Origin of the sequence: Streptomyces sp. NPDC048590 (assembly GCF_043199535.1) — a bacterium.
Taxonomy (GTDB): domain Bacteria; phylum Actinomycetota; class Actinomycetes; order Streptomycetales; family Streptomycetaceae; genus Streptomyces.
The window spans coordinates 122,699-139,189 of the sequence record NZ_JBICWC010000001.1; the positions used below are offsets into that span (position 1 = coordinate 122,699).

The following is a 16,491-nucleotide window of genomic DNA, read 5'->3' on the forward strand; positions in this document are numbered from 1 at the left end:
TGCCGGAAGGGTGACGCAGACGGGTTCACACCATTGGCCCCGGGTGACAGGCTTGGATCATGGATGATCTTCTCGAACGACTGCGCGCCGGACTCCCGGCCGAGGCGCTGATCACGGACCCCGACGTCACCGCCTCGTACGCCCACGACATGGCGAGCTTCTGCGAGGCCGGCACCCCCGCCGTCGTGGTGCTCCCGCGCACGGTCGAAGAGGTCCAGCACGTGATGCGGACCGCCACCGCCCTCCGGGTCCCGGTCGTGCCCCAGGGCGCGCGGACCGGTCTCTCGGGTGCCGCGAACGCCTCCGACGGCTGCATCGTGCTCTCGCTGGTGAAGATGGACCGCATCCTGGAGATCAACCCGGTCGACCGCATCGCGGTCGTCGAACCGGGCGTCGTCAACGCCACGCTCTCGCGCGCGGTGAACGAGCATGGCCTCTACTACCCGCCCGACCCGTCGAGCTGGGAGATGTGCACGATCGGCGGCAACATCGGCACGGCCTCCGGCGGCCTGTGCTGCGTGAAGTACGGGGTGACCGCCGAGTACGTCCTCGGCCTGGAGGTCGTCCTGGCCGACGGGCGGCTGCTGAACACCGGACGGCGCACCGCGAAGGGCGTCGCCGGCTACGACCTCACCCGTCTCTTCGTCGGCTCCGAGGGCAGCCTCGGCATCGTTGTCAAAGCCGTCCTCGCCCTGCGCCCGCAGCCGCCCCAGCAGCTCGTGCTCGCCGCCGAGTTCCCCTCCGCGGCCGCCGCCTGCGACGCGGTGTGCAAGATCATGGAGCGTGGGCACACCCCGTCACTCCTCGAACTGATGGACCGTACGACCGTCCGTGCCGTCAACGCGATGGCGTCCATGGGCCTCCCCGAGTCCACGGAGGCGCTGCTCCTCTGCGCCTTCGACACACCCGATCCGTCCGCCGACCTCGCCGCGGTCGGAGAGCTCTGCACCGCGGCCGGGGCGACCGAGGTGGTGCCCGCCGAGGACGCCGCCGAGTCCGAACTCCTGCTGCAGGCGCGCCGGCTGTCGCTCCCCGCACTGGAGACCGTCCGGTCCGCCACGATGATCGACGACGTGTGCGTGCCCCGCTCCCGGCTCGGCGCGATGATCGAGGGGACCGCCGCCATCGCGGAGAAGTTCGGGCTGACCATCGGTGTCTGCGCCCACGCGGGCGACGGCAACACCCACCCCGTCGTCTGCTTCGACCACACCGACGCCGACGAGTCCCGCAGGGCGCGCGAGTCCTTCGACGAGATCATGGCGCTCGGCCTCGAACTGGGCGGCACCATCACCGGCGAACACGGGGTCGGTGTCCTGAAGAAGGAATGGCTCTCCCGCGAACTGGGCGAGGTGGGCGTCGAGGTGCAGCGCGGCATCAAGGCCGCCTTCGACCCCCTCGGACTCCTCAACCCCGGCAAGCTCTTCTGACGTCCGCACGCAACGGCTCAGCCCTCGCCGTCCTGCTGTTCCTCCTGCGACCAGGGGTCGCTCAGCCACAGGTCGTCGGCCGGCAGAGGGGTGAGCAGTTGCGCGAGGGCGTCCTCCAGCCCGAGCAGCGTGCTCTCGGTCCCCGGCGGGACGATCCGCAGGGTGCGCTCCGTCCACGCCGACACCGCGACCGACGGCAGTTCCAGCAGCGCGTTGCCGTCCGGTGAGGTGAGGGCGACACAGATGACGCCCCGGTCGTCGACCTTGGCCGGCCAGATCCGCACGTCCCCGTGTCCGCACGGCCTGAACACCCCTTCCACCAGCAGCTCCCGGGCGAACGTCCAGTGCACGGGCGTCTCCGAGCCGATGTGGAAGGTGACGTGCACGGCGTACGGGTCGTCGGTGAAGTACGACAGCCGGGCGGGCACCGGGACGGACCGCTCGGGCGACAGGACCAGCTTGACTTCCAGCTCGCGTTCCACGGCGTTCTGCATGCGGGTGCACGACCTTCCGATACTCGTAGGGGCCGGTCCCTCGACCGGTCCGCACAAGGAGAGAGCGCCCTCCCCGACGTCTATGACGCGACTTCCCAGAAAATCTTCTCCGGACCCTGAAAGTGGTCCAAACGTCAGGACAGGCCCGGGGGCGCTCGGAGGTCTGATAGATGTGGACCCTTGTATTGAGGCCCGCCGGCCTGAGGCCACGAAGAGATACGGGACCACGGTGATGAGCGCCCCAACCCCGGCACCCGGTGACGAAAGCCCCCGCGAGGGTTACTACCCCGACCCGTCCATCCCCGGATACGTCCGGTACTGGAACGGCGCCTCGTGGGTCCCCGGCACGAGCCGGCCCGCGCCCCAGCAGGAGGGGACGACCCCCGCTCCGGTGTCCGGTACCGCCCAGGGACAGGCACCGTCGTCCGGCGCCGCCCCCTCCTCCGCCCCGGCCGCGGTGTCCCGCACCGCTCCGGTGGACGAGACCGGGCCGATGTACCTCGACGAGGTCGACGAGACGGGTCGCGGCGACGAGGACCACATGGCCCCCGGCCGCTCCCTGCCCGCCTCCGCCTGGCAGGCGGACACCTCCCGGCAGACCGGCTTCGGCGGCGAACGCGACAACCGGGTCTCGTGGGGCGGCGGCCCTGACCCCCGTACGCCCGAGCCCCGCGGACAGGCCCCCGCCGTTGCCGGCCGGCCCGACGGCTCCCCGGCGGACGCCGGACGCCCCGCCGCCCATGACCCCGCGCGCGGCGCACTGCCCGGCATGCGCGGCGGCGACGAGGTTCCCGGCGGCACGGCCTCCGCCCGTACCGGGGACGGCTCCACCGGCCGCCCCCCGTCCGAAGGCACCGTCACGATCCGGGCGGTCGGCCCCGGCGGTGAGGCGCGGACCCCGAAGCCGCGCGACGAGGCCTCCGCACTCGGCGAAGGCACCATGGCGATCCGCGCCGTACAGCCCGGCTCCACCGCACAGCCGCCCGCACGCACCGCACCCGCCCCCCAGCCCCAGGCGCCCGCACCCGTCCCGCCGCGGTCCCAGGCCCCCGCGCCGCACACACCTCTGACGCCCGGTCCGGGCGGAGGATCCGCCTCCTGGCCGCAGCAGGCCCACCAACTGCCCGCCCCCGCGCCGCGTACCGGTCCCGCGCAGGCACGGCCCCCGCAGCCGGGCGCGGGACCCGAGCAGCAGCCCGTGGTGCCCTGGAAGCCGCCGGTCGACGATCCCTTCCAGCAGCTCGCCCGGTCCCAGGCGTCCGCCAGACCCGCCGGGCTCGGCAAGCGGTTCGCCGCCCGGCTGGTGGACACCGTCGTCCTCGGGGCGCTCGTCGGCGCGGTCGCCGTGCCCCTGGTCACCCGGGCGACGGAACACATCGACCGGAAGATCGACGCCGCGAAGCTGTCGGGGGAGACCGTCACGGTCTGGCTCCTGGACTCCACCACGGCCTCCCTCCTCGGCGGTGTCCTCGCCGCCTTCCTGGTCCTCGGCCTCCTCCTGGAGGCGCTGCCCACCGCCAAGTGGGGCCGCACACTGGGGAAGAAGCTCCTCGGCATCGAGGTCCGGGACATCGAGTCCCACGACTCACCCGGCATGGGCGCCGCGCTGCGCCGCTGGCTGGTCTACGGGGTGCTCGGCCTGCTGCTCGTCGGAGTCGTCGGCGTGCTCTGGTGCCTGATCGACCGTCCGTGGCGTCAGTGCTGGCACGACAAGGCCGCGCGCACCTTCGTCGCAGGGTGAGACCGGTCTGCCGGCAGGCGTGCTGACGCCCCGTACGCCCGTGTGCTGACGCCCCGTCCCCCGAAGGGACCTCAGCCGTTGCGGGCCCCGGCGGGCCGGGGTGCACTGCCCCCATGAGCAACGTGCCGCCGCCCCCGCCGCCCGACGACGACCCCTTCTCGAAGCGGCCGCCCCAGGGCGGTTCCCCTCACGACAGCGGACCGCCGCCTCCGCCGCCGCCGGGCGACCCGTACGGCGGCGGGGGCCCCTACGGCGGTGCGGATCCTCTGGCGGGCATGCCGCCGCTGGCCGAACCCGGCAAGCGGATCCTGGCGCGGCTGATCGACTTCCTCATCATCTCGATCCCGCTGTACCTGATCTCGCTGCCCTTCGGCGGGGCGGTCGACGTCACCGCGGAGGACGGGGAGGACTTCGGCAACGCCGTCGGCGACGCCTACAGCGGGCACCAGCTGGTCTGGTCGCTCATCGGGCTGGTCGTCTACGTCGCCTACGACACCTACTTCACCCACAAGGACGGCCGGACGCCCGGCAAGCGACTGCTGAAGATGCGCGTCGCGATGCTCAACGACGGGTCGGTCCCCGACACCAGCTCGTCGCTGATGCGCGCCGTCGTGCTCTGGGTCCCGGCGCTGCTCTGCTGCCCCTGTCTGTGGTGGCTCATCAACATCGTGCTGATGTTCACGGACAAGCCCTACCGGCAGGGGCTGCAGGACAAGGCGGGCAAGACGGTGGTCGTCTCCGTCCCGGACGTTCAGCGACGCGAGGTCTGACCGCCGACGCGCTCCCGGCGGGCGGCGCGCTCCATGTCCTCGGCCGTGCGGTGCGCCCGGACCGCGATCGTGGGTGCCGCCGTCGTCGGGGCGGCGGCCGCCCGGCCCGGCAGGGCCAGTGCCACCAGCAGTCCCAGGACCATCGAGACGGCGCAGACGACCACGACGCCTGGGCCCGATTCCACGCCGAGGAGCAGCAGCAGGACCAGAGCGGAGACGACGACGGTGGCCGAACCGGAGAAGTACTGTGCGGCAGTCGGACGCGGCATGGCGATTTCCGTCCTCGGGGCGTCAGTTGGGGAGTCTCTCGACACGTTCGCACTGTCGGTCGACTCTACGACGGTGGATGCCCGGGAGGAACGATTAGTAAGCGTGACCTAACCCACGGTACCGGTGCACGGGGGGCGCACGGAGTCACGCGGATGCCCGGCGGGGTCTTCGGCGCGCCGGTCGGAGGCCGCAGTTCCGCCGACAAGGTGTCCGGATATCGGAATTCGGCTCCCGCATAGTGCACTTGGCCTGTGCAAGTCAAGGTCTGTCTTTTCTCTCACAACTCCGATCGAATGTCGTCACTTGTGACGCGTTCAATCGCGCGCGGCCCCATACCCACCACCCGGCCGCGGACGCGAACGCCGGGGAGGACTGCATCAAGTGACCACTCAGAGACGGGCGCTACGCGCCACCGCGGTAGCCGTGGCGCTGGCCGCCACCGCCGCGACGGCGTCCACCTTCGCCACGGCCCAGGCGGATGACAAGGCACCGGGATCCGGGGCCTCCGTCGTCGACCGGCGCGACCCCGCGCCGGTCAAGGCGCAGGAGCACGACCTGGAAGGCCCCTTCAGCAAGGAGCAGGACGCCCAGCGGCAGGCCGCCCTGGAGCAGGTCCTGTCCGGGGACAAGAAGGTGACCACCCGCGGCGGCTCCAAGGTCGTACAGCTCGGCAGGAGCAAGTACGTCGAGCTCGGCCGCGAGAAGACCGACAAGATCTTCACCATCCTCGTGGAGTTCGGCGACAAGGTCGACGACACCACGATGTTCGACCCCGACGGAGACGGCCCGAAGCCGCCCGTCAAGAAGTACGGCGGGACGCCCGGCCCGCTGCACAACCAGATAGCCGAGCCCGACCCGGCGAAGGACAACAGCACCGCCTGGCAGGCCGACTACAACCAGGCGCACTTCCAGGACCTCTACTTCGGTGAGGGCAAGGGCAAGGAATCGCTCAAGACCTACTACGAGAAGACGTCCTCCGGGCGCTACTCGGTCGACGGCGAGGTCTCGGACTGGGTCAAGGTCCCCTACAACGAGGCGCGTTACGGCTCCAACTACTGCGGCTCCACCAACTGCGCCAACGTCTGGGACACCGTCCGCGACGGCGTCAACGCCTGGGTCGCCGACCAGAAGGCCAAGGGCCGCACCCTGGACCAGATCAAGGCCGACCTCGCCCAGTACGACCAGTGGGACCGTTACGACTACGACGGTGACGGCAACTTCAACGAGCCCGACGGCTACATCGACCACTTCCAGCTGGTCCACGCCGGCGAGGACGAGTCCGCGGGCGGCGGCGTCGAGGGCACCAACGCCATCTGGGCACACCGCTGGTACGCCTACGGCACCAACGCCGGAGCGACGGGCCCCGAGGGCAACAAGGCGGGCGGCGCCGAGATCGGCGACACCGGCATGTGGGTGGGTGACTACACCGCGCAGCCCGAGAACGGCGGCCTGGGCGTCTTCGCCCACGAGTACGCCCACGACCTCGGCCTCCCGGACCTCTACGACACCTCCGGTGGCGGCGAGAACTCCGTAGGCTTCTGGTCCCTGATGTCGGCCGGTTCCTGGCTCGGCACCGGCGACGGCCAGATAGGCAACCTCCCGGGCGACATGACCGCCTGGGACAAGCTCCAGCTGGGCTGGCTCGACTACGCCACGGCCAAGGCCGCGACGAACTCGGTCCACAAGCTGGGTGTCTCGGAGTACAACACCAAGGACAAGCAGGCGCTGGTCGTCGAGCTTCCCGACAAGGAAGTCACCACCACGGTGACGAAGCCCGCTCAGGGCTCGAAGCAGTGGTGGAGCGACATGGGTGACGACCTGTCGAACACCCTGACCCGCTCGGTCGACCTGACCGGCAAGACGTCTGCCTCGCTGGACCTGTCCGGCTGGTACGACATCGAGGCCGACTACGACTACCTCTACACCGAGGTGTCCACCAACGGCGGCACCAGCTGGACCGCGCTCGACGGCACCGCCGACGGCAAGGCCATCCCGCGCGACGCCAGCGACAAGCCGGCCCTGACCGACGTCTCCGGCGCGTACAAGAAGCTCTCGTACCCGCTGGACGCCTACGCCGGCCAGAAGATCGACCTCCGCTTCCGCTACCAGACGGACGGCGGCGCGGGCGGCAAGGGCTTCACCGCCGACGCCATCACCGTCACCGCCGACGGCGCGGTCCTCTTCTCGGACGACGCCGAGGGTGACGACAACGGCTGGACCAGCAAGGGCTTCTCGCGCATCGCGGAGTCGTTCACCAACGACTACCCGCAGTACTACATCGCCGAGAACCGCCAGTACGTCTCGTACGACAAGACCCTCGAGGTCGGCCCGTACAACTTCGGCTTCACCACCACCCGCCCCGACTGGGTCGAGCACTACTCGTACCAGAACGGTCTGATGGTGTGGCTCTGGGACACCTCCCAGAAGGACAACAACACCTCGGTCCACCCGGGCCAGGGTCTGATCCTTCCGGTGGACTCGCACGCCAAGCCGCTGAAGTGGACGAACGGCTCGCTCCTGCGCAACAAGATCCAGCCGTTCGACGCGCCGTTCAGCTGGTACCCGAACAAGGGATTCACGCTGCACAACGCGGACGTGGCGCTGAAGATCAAGCCCTCGCTGGGAGTCCCGGTCTTCGACGACCGCAAGGGAACCTACTGGTACGAGGAGAACCCGACCGGAAGCGTCAAGGTTGCTGACACCAACACCCGGATCACCATCGTCAACGAGCCGCTCAGCGGCTCGACGATGACCGTGAAGGTCGGCCCCTCGGGCAAGTAGTCCGAAAAACGCCTGGTCAAACCATGATCGGCCGTCGCCCTCTAGCGGGGTGGCGGCCGGTCGTGTTTAGGTGCGTCCTACCGATCCTTATTGACACGAAGTCTTACGGGGGAGCGCGAAGCATGGCAGGCGGAGGTTTCTGCAGGTTGCCGGGCGGCACCGTGGTCGTGGCGCTGGCTCTGCACGGTCCGGCGGACGATGCCGGTCCCGGGGCGCCCGTACGGGTGCTCGTACACGCGGCGAACCGGGCGCGCGCCCTGACCAGGCTGCGCAACCTGGGGCTGCGGGCGGTCTACCTGCGGGGCAACGCCCAGCCGCCCACCCCGGACGAGATAACGGCCGTCCTGCACCACCCGGACGGGCTGCTGTGGCGCCGCACGGCCTCCCCGGCCGGCCAGGAGCTCTGGCACCCGATACGGGCCCTGCTGGGGACCGCCGGATACGCGGGCCCCGCCCGGCCGGCGGCCTAGGTGCACCGCACTCGGCGGACTCCCGCCCATCAGCCGCGTCAACAACGCTTCGGGTCAATACACCTAGGCCGTGAGGGCCGCAGGGGAGTCTCAGACGACCGGCTTGCCCGTCAGCTCCACGCCGGCGGTCCGCAGCTCCTCCAGGGCCCGTTCCGTGGTCCCCTCGGCGACCCCGGCCGTCAGGTCCAGGAGCACCTGCGTGGCGAAGCCCTCCCGGGCCGCGTCCAGGGCCGTGGCCCGCACGCAGTGGTCCGTGGCGATGCCCACCACGTCGACGGCGGTCACGGAGCGGTCCCGCAGCCACTGCGCGAGGCCGACACCGTTCTCGTCGACGCCCTCGAAGCCGCTGTAGGCAGCCGCGTAGGCGCCCTTGTCGAAGACGGTGTCGATCGCGCCCGAGGCCACCGCGGGAGCGAAGTTCGGGTGGAAGCCCACCCCCTCCGTGCCGGCCACGCAGTGCGGCGGCCAGGAGTGCTCGAAGTCGGGGGAGGGGGAGAAGTGGTCACCCGGGTCGATGTGGTGGTCACGGGTGGCCACCACATGGCTGTATCCCGGCTGGGCGGCACCGATCAGGTCGGTGATGGCGGCGGCGACATCGGCGCCGCCCGCCACCGCGAGGCTGCCGCCCTCGCAGAAGTCGTTCTGAACGTCGACGACGATCAAGGCGCGATGCATGACGGGTGTCCTTCGATGGGGGCCGTGTGTACGAGGAGGGACGGGCGGGGACGCCACCGAGCCTAGAGACTCGGCGCACCCTGCGGGAGGGGGCATGCGGGCCGGCTCTCGCGCCGGGCGCGGCGCGGCCCTCTCACAGGTACTCGGTGGGCAGCACCGGTTCGCCGCGGGACAGCTGCATCGCCGACATCGGCAGCCCCGCCCGCGCCGCGACGTGCCGGTCCCTGGCCGCCTCCAGCGGCTCCCGGCCGACCACCTCGCCGCCCCTGACCAGCTCCACCTGCAGCTGTCGGCCCTCCAGCTCCGTCGGGACCTCCCCGCTGCCGATCACCTCGGCCTCGGCGACCCCCGCCGCGTCCAGCCGGCGGGCCGCCCACTTGCGGCCGCCACGGGACGACTTCGCGCCCAGCGACTTCTTCACCACCGGGAGCAGCGGATCGGCCGGATCGGCGGACCGGGCACGCGCCACCAGCTTGTAGACCATCGAGCACGTCGGGTGCCCGCTCCCGGTGACCAGCTGGGTGCCGACCCCGTAGGAGTCCACGGGCGCCGCGGCCAGCGAGGCGATCGCGTACTCGTCCAGGTCCGACGTCACCACAATCTTCGTCTCCGTGGCGCCCAGCTCGTCCAGCTGCTGGCGCACCCGGTGCGCGACGAGCAGCAGGTCGCCCGAGTCGATGCGTACGGCGCCGAGTTCGGGCCCCGCGATCTCCACCGCCGTGCGCACCGCCTCGGCCACGTCGTAGGTGTCGACCAGGAGAGAGGTCCCGCGGCCCAGCGAGTCCACCTGGGCCCGGAAGGCGTCCCGCTCGCTGTCGTGCAGCAGGGTGAAGGCGTGCGCGCTCGTACCCACTGTGGGGATGTTGTAGCGGAAGCCCGCCGCCAGGTCCGAGGTGGTGTGGAAGCCGCCGATGTAGGCGGCACGCGCCGACGCCACCGCCGACAGCTCGTGGGTCCGCCGGGCGCCCATCTCGATCAGCCGGCGGCCCCCCGCGGCCGCCGACATCCGGGACGCGGCCGCGGCGATCGCGGAGTCGTGGTTGAGGATCGAGAGGATCACGGTCTCCAGCAGCACGCACTCGGCGAACGAGCCCTCCACCCGCAGCAGCGGCGAGCCGGGGAAGTACACCTCGCCCTCCGGGTAGCCCCAGATGTCGCCGCCGAAGCGGTAGTCGGCCAGCCAGTCCACGGTCGCCGCGTCGACGATCCGCTGGTCACGCAGGAAGCCGAGCATCTCGTCGTCGAAGTGGAAGTTCTCCACCGCGTCCAGCACCCGACCGGTACCCGCGACGACGCCGTAGCGCCGCCCCTCGGGCAGCCGCCGGGTGAACGCCTCGAAGACGGAGCGCCGGTCCGCGGTGCCGGCCTTCAGGGCCGCCTGCACCATCGTGAGCTCGTACTGGTCGGTGAAGAGCGCGGTCGACGGCACACCGACCCGTCGCCCAAGGTCCGCTGAGTTCATGCCGGGGATGCTACTCCCTATTCGTCAAAGTGACGAGATGGGGGCGCCGTTTGTGCGCGGGCCCCGCACTGGTGGCAGCATGGGGTAGGTGAGCGTTGCTGCCCCCGTAGAGATCGAACGTCCCGAATCGGCCGAGGAGACCTTCGCCGTCCCCGAGCCCGACGTCCCCTGGGTGACGCTGGTGCACAACGATCCGGTCAATCTCATGAGCTACGTGACGTACGTCTTCCAGGCCTACTTCGGCTACTCCAAGGACAAGGCGCACAAGCTCATGCTCGACGTCCACCAGAAGGGCCGCGCGGTCGTGTCCAGCGGCAGCCGCGAGGAGATGGAGCGCGACGTCCAGGCCATGCACGGCTACGGGCTCTGGGCCACGCTGACCCAGGACCGCAACTGACCCGACCGCTGCTCCTCCGTCCGACCCACCCATCGGAGAATCCATGGCCGGCCACTTCGAGGCCACCCCAGGCGGCGGCGCGTCCGTCGCCCTCGACGAGGTCGAGATCGCCATCCTGCGTTCCCTCACCGTCCAGCTGCTCGAACTGATCGGCCCCGGCGACCAGCCCGCCGAAGGCGAGGACCCCCTCGCGGCGCTCTTCGCCGAAGGACCCAGCGAGCCGCCCTCCGACCCCGCCCTCGCCCGGCTCTTCCCCGAGGCCTACGGCGACGAGGACAAGGAGACGCGCGAGGCGTCCGCAGAGTTCCGCCGCTTCACCGAGAACGACCTGCGCAGCCGCAAGCGCGACGACGCCCTCGCCGTCGTACGCACGCTCGACGCCCTCCAGCCGGTGACGGACGGCGGCGCGGTCCTCGCCCTCACCCCCGGCGAATGCCACCACTGGCTGGGCTCCCTCAACGACCTCAGGCTCACCATCGGGACCCGCCTGGAGGTGTCCGACGAGGACGAAGGGCAGGACGGCGCGCTCTACCGCCTCCCCGACAGCGACCCGCGCAAGCCGATGGTCATGGCCTACCTCTGGCTCGGCGCACTCCAGGAAACACTCGTCGAAACGCTGATGCCCGACTGAGCCCGAAGCGTTCGCTCAACGGATCCTCAAATCCGAATAACGATCCCGTCATGGGGATCGTCTTCTTTGCTGCACCTGGAAACACTTGTCCGCTTTTTCCTGTGGCGTGCGCCACAGGAAGTCCGGTGGCGTCGCCCGGCCCCCGTGATAAATCTTCACGACCGCCCGGGGACGCCACCCCTGTCCCCGGGGGCGCCACAGACCGGCCGAACGCCGGAGGCACTCCATCCATATCCGGGGGGATCAGGACCTGATCCGCTGCCGAAGGCGGCGCGGATCGGCGTGGAGAAAGGCGCACCACCATGACATCGGCGAAGGTCGACAAGGGGCAGCAAGGCGGCCGGGACGCCGTCGACGCCCCGGCGGGCGAGGGCTACCAGCGTGGCCTCGGAGCCCGCCAGATCCAGATGATCGCCATCGGCGGAGCCATCGGAACAGGGCTCTTCCTCGGCGCCGGCAAGGCCATCGACAGGGCCGGACCGAGCCTCATCCTGGCCTACGCCATCGCCGGCCTGGTCATCTTCTTCATCATGCGCGCCCTCGGCGAACTCCTCATGTACCGACCGGTGTCGGGATCGTTCTCGGAGTACGCGCGCGAATTCCTCGGCCCCTTCTTCGGATTCGTCACCGGCTGGACCTACTGGCTCTTCTGGGTCGTCACCGGAATCACCGAAGTGACCGCCGCCGCCACCTACATGACGTATTGGTGGGACATTCCGCAATGGCTGTCCGCGCTGGTGTTCACCTTCATCCTGTACGGCGCCAACCTGATCTCGGTGAAACTCTTCGGCGAGCTCGAGTTCTGGTTCTCGATGGTCAAGGTCACCGCCATCCTCGGCATGATCCTCATCTGCGCCGGCGTACTCACCATCGGCTTCTCCGACGCCGGTGACACCGCGACCGTCTCCAACCTGTGGAACGACGGCGGCTTCTTCCCCGAAGGCATCGGCGGCACGCTGATGACCCTCCAGATCGTGATGTTCGCCTTCCTCGCCGTCGAACTCGTCGGCGTCACCGCCGGCGAGTCCAAGGACCCCAAGACCGTCCTGCCCAAGGCCATCAACACCGTGCCCTGGCGCATCGCCGTCTTCTACGTCGGCGCGCTCATCATGATCCTCTCCGTGGTCCCCTGGAGCACCTTCAAGCCCGGCGTCTCCCCGTTCGTCGCCGCCTTCCAGGAGATGGGCCTCGGCATCGGCGCCGCGATCGTCAACTTCGTCGTACTGACCGCCGCGCTCTCCTCCTGCAACTCCGGCATGTACTCCACCGGACGCATGCTGCGCGACCTCGCGCTCAACGGACAGGGCCCCAAGGTCTTCACCAAGCTCACCAAGACCGGCCTGCCGTTCACCGGAACCACCTTCTCCGCCGCCCTGATGCTCGTCGGCGTCTGGATCAACTACCAGTGGCCCGGCGACGCGTTCAACTACGTCGTCTCCTTCGCGACCATCTCCGGCATGTGGGCCTGGATCATGATCCTCGTCTGCCAGATCCGCTACCGCGCCAAGGCCGACCGCGGAGAACTGCCCCAGTCCTCCTTCAAGGCCCCCGGAGCACCCTTCACCAGCTGGTTCGCCCTCGCCTTCATCGGCCTCGTCATCGTCATGATGGCCGTCGACAAGGACGCCAGGATCTCCCTCTACTGCGCCCCCGTGTGGGCGCTCCTGCTCGGCGTCTCCTACCTGGTGCTCCGGGCCCGCAACCCCGACAACGCCGCCTTCAGCAAGCGCTGACCCGCGCCACGGCGCCCGCGGGACACCGGCCGCCCCAACGGCCCTGTCCGGCATACGGGCCCCCACGTACCACTCCTCGGTACGCGGGGGCCCGTCTGCTTATCCTGGCGCCATGCTGACCCTTACCCAGGCCCTCTACGACCAGATCGTCGCGCACGCCCGCGCCGACCACCCCGACGAGGCGTGCGGTGTCGTCGCCGGACCCGCCGGCACCGGCCGCCCTGAACGCTTCGTCCCCATGCTGAACGCCGCGCGCTCGCCCACCTTCTACGAGTTCGACTCCTCGGACCTGCTGAAGCTCTACCGAGAGATGGACGACCGCGACGAGGAGCCGGTGATCATCTACCACTCCCACACCGCGACCGAGGCCTACCCCTCCCGCACCGACCTCACCTACGCCAACGAGCCCGGCGCACACTACGTCCTGGTCTCCACCGCGGACACCGACGACGCCGGCCCCTTCCAGTTCCGCTCGTACCGCATCGCGGACGGAGAGATCACCGAGGAAGAGGTCGAGGTCGTCGACGCCTACCCGACCACCGTCTGAGGCCCGCGGGCGGCTCCGGGACCGTCCACAAGCGACACATGCCCGAATGGCGAACGCTCACCATCCACCATGTGGGATCACACTCCGAATCCGGGGTGGGGAATCGATACGATGAGCGCATGGTTCCCCATGACGTGAGCGACAAGACGCCGGGCATGCTGCTCGTCGCGCGGCTGCACGTCGACCTGTGCAGGCTCTCCAGCGCGATGTGTCCCGCTGCCGCCTGCCCGTGAACCGCACGGCCTGAGCCGCGGTCCGAGCGCCACCACGTACGCACCACCCCGCGCGGGGGCAAGCAGACGCGCGCCCCACGCCCTCCCCGCTTTCGACAGGAGCCCACGCCATGGCCATCGAGGTCCGCATCCCGACCATCCTCCGCACCTACACCGACGGCGCCAAGGCCGTCGAAGGCACCGGGGACACCCTCGCCGACCTCCTCGCCGACCTGGAGACCCGCCACAACGGCATCCGTGAGCGCATCGTCGACGGCGACCAGCTCCGCCGCTTCGTGAACGTCTACCTCAACGACGAGGACGTCCGCTTCCTCGACGGCATCTCCACCAAGCTCGCCGACGGCGACAACGTCACCATCCTCCCGGCCGTCGCCGGCGGAATGCGCTGATGCGGTACGACTCCCCGCTCGCGGTCGTCGGCAACACGCCGCTGGTCCGCCTCCCACGCCTGTCCCCGTCCGAGGACGTCCGGATCTGGGCCAAGCTGGAGGACCGCAACCCCACCGGCTCGATCAAGGACCGCCCCGCGCTCCACATGGTCGAACAGGCGGAGAAGGACGGCCGCCTGACCCCGGGCTGCACCATCCTCGAACCCACCAGCGGCAACACCGGCATCTCACTCGCCATGGCGGCCAGGCTCAAGGGCTACCGCATCGTCTGCGTCATGCCGGAGAACACCTCGCAGGAACGGCGCGACCTGCTCACCATGTGGGGCGCCGAGATCATCTCCTCACCCGCAGCCGGCGGCTCCAACACCGCCGTACGCGTCGCCAAGGAACTCTCGGCCGAACACCCCGACTGGGTCATGCTCTACCAGTACGGAAACCCCGACAACGCCGGCGCCCACTACGCCACCACCGGCCCCGAGATCCTCGCCGACCTCCCGTCCGTCACCCACTTCGTCGCCGGACTCGGCACCACCGGCACCCTCATGGGCGTCGGCCGCTACCTCCGCGAGAACAAGCCCGACGTCGCCGTCGTCGCCGCCGAACCCCGCTACGACGACCTCGTCTACGGCCTCCGCAACCTCGACGAGGGCTTCGTCCCCGAGCTCTACGACGCCTCCGTACTCACCACCCGCTTCTCCGTCGGCTCCGCCGACGCCGTCACCCGCACCCGCGAGCTCCTCCAGCAGGAGGGCATCTTCGCCGGCGTCTCCACCGGAGCCGCACTCCACGCCGCCATAGGCGTCGGCAAGAAGGCCGTCAAGGCCGGAGAAACCGCGGACATCGTCTTCGTCGTCGCCGACGGAGGCTGGAAGTACCTCTCCACCGGCGTCTACACCGCACCCACCACCGAAGCCGCCATCGAGACCCTGCACGGCCAGCTCTGGGCGTAGGGACTTTCGAAGCCCGGGGAGGCGCGGGGTGGGACGACCATCCCGCCCCGCGCCTCCCGCACGCTCAGCCCAGCCCCCGCACCCGGCCCCACACCGACGGATCCAGATCCCCCGCCTTCCGCCGGAAACCCGACACCGCGACGTCCCGGAGCTCATCCGTCTCCAGGAAGCTCATCCGCCCCCGGGCATCACCCACCGCACCCGGCGGCAACGCGATCACCCCCGGCCGCTCCGCGTGATGCTTGCTGGTGATCTTGGCGACGACCGCCGTGCCACCCCGCACCGACAGCACCAGACACGGCCGGTCCTTCGAACCAGGCCCGTCCTCGAACGGCACATCCGCCCACCAGATCTCCCCAGGCCGAGGAACCCCGTGCGGCCCGCCCTTCTTCCGCTCCGGAGCCCGCCCCGGCGGACGCGTCCGGCCCCCAGGACGCCTCGGCCCACGCCCACCACGACCCCGCCCGTCGGACACCGCAGCGACCACGGCGAGCAGGACCACAACGACCAGGGCAACCCACCACCACGTGTTCATCACCCGACCGTACCCGCACCCCGCCACCACCCCGCCTTCCATCGAACCGGTGACACCACAGGTGAGTTCCCCCACAACGGCAGGCCACGGAGGAGCGACCACCGGTTTCGCGCCTTACGCTCGACGGACCGCACGAACCCTCCCCGTCCCGCTGCCACGGAGGTTCACGCTCCATGAAGCTCACCGTCGTCGGCTGCTCCGGCTCGTTCCCCTCCACGGGTTCGGCATGCTCGAGCTACCTCGTAGAGGCCGACGGCTTCCGGCTGCTCCTCGACATGGGCAACGGCGCCCTCGGCGAGCTGCAGCGCCACGTAGGTCTCTACGACCTCGACGCCATCTTCCTCAGCCACCTCCACGCCGATCACTGCATCGACATGTGCGCGTACTTCGTCGTCCGCTACTACCGCTTCGACGGCGGACGGCCCCAGGCCATCCCCGTGTACGGCCCCGAGGGAACCGAGCAGCGGCTGACCACCGCCCACGCCGACACCCCCTCCGACCACGCGATGGGTGAGGTCTTCGACTTCCACACCCTGAAGTCCGGGTCCTTCGACATCGGCCCCTTCTCGGTCCGCACGGAGAAACTCTGCCACCCCGTCGACACCTTCGGCATCAGGATCGAGCACGGCGGCCGCACCCTCGCCTACTCCGGCGACACCGGCACCTGCGACGCCCTCGCCGAACTCGCCGAAGGCAGCGACCTGTTCCTCTGCGAGGCGTCCTTCGTCCACGGCAAGGAGGACATCCCGGACCTCCACCTCAACGGCCGCGAAGCAGGCGAGTACGCCGCGCGCGCCGGGGCCGGACGCCTCATCCTCACCCACATCCCGCCGTGGACCGACGCCGAACGCAACCTCTCCGACGCCCGCGAGGTCTACGACGGCCCGGTCGAGCTGGCGGTGCCGGGCGCGGTGTACGAGGTCTGAGCTCCGACTGCCTCCAGGTACGACGAAGCCTCCTCCTCCCGCACGGCGGGAGGAGGAGGC

18 protein-coding genes are annotated in these 16,491 nt (G+C 70.2%); 13 read left to right on the forward strand and 5 right to left on the reverse strand.

What is annotated here, in order from left to right; genetic code table 11:
• Positions 1 to 59: 59 nt before the first annotated feature.
• Complete coding sequence (locus tag ACGFNN_RS00490) at positions 60 to 1,427, forward strand: FAD-binding oxidoreductase (RefSeq protein WP_393551507.1); 1,368 nt, start codon at positions 60 to 62, stop codon at positions 1,425 to 1,427.
• 17 nt (positions 1,428 to 1,444) lie between these two features.
• Here the strand turns inward: ACGFNN_RS00490 and ACGFNN_RS00495 are convergent, their stop codons facing one another.
• Positions 1,445 to 1,921 (reverse strand): SsgA family sporulation/cell division regulator, encoded by a 477-nt coding sequence (locus ACGFNN_RS00495; RefSeq protein WP_362546713.1) that lies wholly within the window; start codon positions 1,919 to 1,921, stop codon positions 1,445 to 1,447.
• A gap of 232 nt (positions 1,922 to 2,153) precedes the next feature.
• Here ACGFNN_RS00495 and ACGFNN_RS00500 point away from each other — a divergent pair, with 232 nt between their 5' ends.
• A complete protein-coding gene (locus ACGFNN_RS00500; RefSeq protein WP_393551509.1) occupies positions 2,154 to 3,662 on the forward strand; it encodes an RDD family protein in 1,509 nt (502 codons plus the stop codon).
• 113 nt (positions 3,663 to 3,775) lie between these two features.
• Positions 3,776 to 4,432: an RDD family protein gene (locus ACGFNN_RS00505; protein ID WP_393551511.1), complete on the forward strand. Its 657-nt coding sequence runs from the start codon at positions 3,776 to 3,778 to the stop codon at positions 4,430 to 4,432.
• Here the strand turns inward: ACGFNN_RS00505 and ACGFNN_RS00510 are convergent.
• A complete protein-coding gene (locus ACGFNN_RS00510; RefSeq protein ID WP_393551513.1) occupies positions 4,414 to 4,701 on the reverse strand; it encodes a hypothetical protein in 288 nt (95 codons plus the stop codon). The two genes, ACGFNN_RS00505 and ACGFNN_RS00510, sit on opposite strands and share 19 nt — an antisense overlap.
• Before the next feature lie 382 nt (positions 4,702 to 5,083).
• Between ACGFNN_RS00510 and ACGFNN_RS00515 the strand changes: the two genes are divergently transcribed.
• Complete coding sequence (locus ACGFNN_RS00515; RefSeq protein ID WP_393551515.1) at positions 5,084 to 7,483, forward strand: immune inhibitor A domain-containing protein; 2,400 nt, start codon at positions 5,084 to 5,086, stop codon at positions 7,481 to 7,483.
• A 122-nt stretch (positions 7,484 to 7,605) separates the two neighbouring features.
• Entirely contained in the window at positions 7,606 to 7,953 is a 348-nt protein-coding gene (locus tag ACGFNN_RS00520; protein WP_393551517.1) for a hypothetical protein, read from the forward strand.
• Between the two features lie 90 nt (positions 7,954 to 8,043).
• Here the strand turns inward: ACGFNN_RS00520 and ACGFNN_RS00525 are convergent, their stop codons facing one another.
• Together ACGFNN_RS00525 and ACGFNN_RS00530 are read right to left on the reverse strand one after the other, a co-directional pair.
• Positions 8,044 to 8,628: an isochorismatase family protein gene (locus tag ACGFNN_RS00525; protein ID WP_362546696.1), complete on the reverse strand. Its 585-nt coding sequence runs from the start codon at positions 8,626 to 8,628 to the stop codon at positions 8,044 to 8,046.
• 133 nt (positions 8,629 to 8,761) lie between these two features.
• Complete coding sequence (locus tag ACGFNN_RS00530; RefSeq protein WP_393551519.1) at positions 8,762 to 10,090, reverse strand: nicotinate phosphoribosyltransferase; 1,329 nt, start codon at positions 10,088 to 10,090, stop codon at positions 8,762 to 8,764.
• A gap of 88 nt (positions 10,091 to 10,178) precedes the next feature.
• Between ACGFNN_RS00530 and clpS the strand changes: the two genes are divergently transcribed.
• The 7 genes from clpS (at position 10,179) to ACGFNN_RS00565 (ending at position 14,970) form a co-directional block, all read left to right on the forward strand.
• The gene (gene clpS, locus ACGFNN_RS00535) at positions 10,179 to 10,487 is read left to right on the forward strand and encodes an ATP-dependent Clp protease adapter ClpS (RefSeq protein WP_031100168.1); all 309 of its coding nucleotides are present in this window, start codon (positions 10,179 to 10,181) and stop codon (positions 10,485 to 10,487) included.
• 43 nt (positions 10,488 to 10,530) lie between these two features.
• A complete protein-coding gene (locus tag ACGFNN_RS00540) occupies positions 10,531 to 11,118 on the forward strand; it encodes a DUF2017 domain-containing protein (protein WP_393551521.1) in 588 nt (195 codons plus the stop codon).
• 302 nt (positions 11,119 to 11,420) lie between these two features.
• Complete coding sequence (locus tag ACGFNN_RS00545) at positions 11,421 to 12,851, forward strand: amino acid permease (protein ID WP_393551523.1); 1,431 nt, start codon at positions 11,421 to 11,423, stop codon at positions 12,849 to 12,851.
• A gap of 112 nt (positions 12,852 to 12,963) precedes the next feature.
• Positions 12,964 to 13,398: a M67 family metallopeptidase gene (locus tag ACGFNN_RS00550; RefSeq protein ID WP_362546683.1), complete on the forward strand. Its 435-nt coding sequence runs from the start codon at positions 12,964 to 12,966 to the stop codon at positions 13,396 to 13,398.
• Positions 13,399 to 13,517: 119 nt separating this feature from the next.
• Positions 13,518 to 13,631 carry a putative leader peptide gene (locus tag ACGFNN_RS00555; protein WP_015577357.1) on the forward strand — a complete coding sequence of 38 codons (114 nt, stop codon included), beginning with the start codon at positions 13,518 to 13,520 and terminating at the stop codon, positions 13,629 to 13,631.
• Between the two features lie 110 nt (positions 13,632 to 13,741).
• Complete coding sequence (locus tag ACGFNN_RS00560; protein ID WP_385028228.1) at positions 13,742 to 14,020, forward strand: MoaD/ThiS family protein; 279 nt, start codon at positions 13,742 to 13,744, stop codon at positions 14,018 to 14,020.
• Positions 14,020 to 14,970: a PLP-dependent cysteine synthase family protein gene (locus ACGFNN_RS00565; RefSeq protein WP_393551526.1), complete on the forward strand. Its 951-nt coding sequence runs from the start codon at positions 14,020 to 14,022 to the stop codon at positions 14,968 to 14,970. Before ACGFNN_RS00560 ends, ACGFNN_RS00565 begins: the two co-directional genes overlap by 1 nt.
• Positions 14,971 to 15,034: 64 nt before the next feature.
• Here ACGFNN_RS00565 and ACGFNN_RS00570 read toward each other — a convergent pair whose 3' ends face one another.
• Positions 15,035 to 15,505: a type II toxin-antitoxin system PemK/MazF family toxin gene (locus tag ACGFNN_RS00570; protein ID WP_393551528.1), complete on the reverse strand. Its 471-nt coding sequence runs from the start codon at positions 15,503 to 15,505 to the stop codon at positions 15,035 to 15,037.
• Between the two features lie 173 nt (positions 15,506 to 15,678).
• On the opposite strand from ACGFNN_RS00570, the gene ACGFNN_RS00575 reads away from it, so the two are divergent.
• Positions 15,679 to 16,431 (forward strand): MBL fold metallo-hydrolase, encoded by a 753-nt coding sequence (locus ACGFNN_RS00575; protein ID WP_393551530.1) that lies wholly within the window; start codon positions 15,679 to 15,681, stop codon positions 16,429 to 16,431.
• Positions 16,432 to 16,491 lie beyond the last annotated feature (60 nt).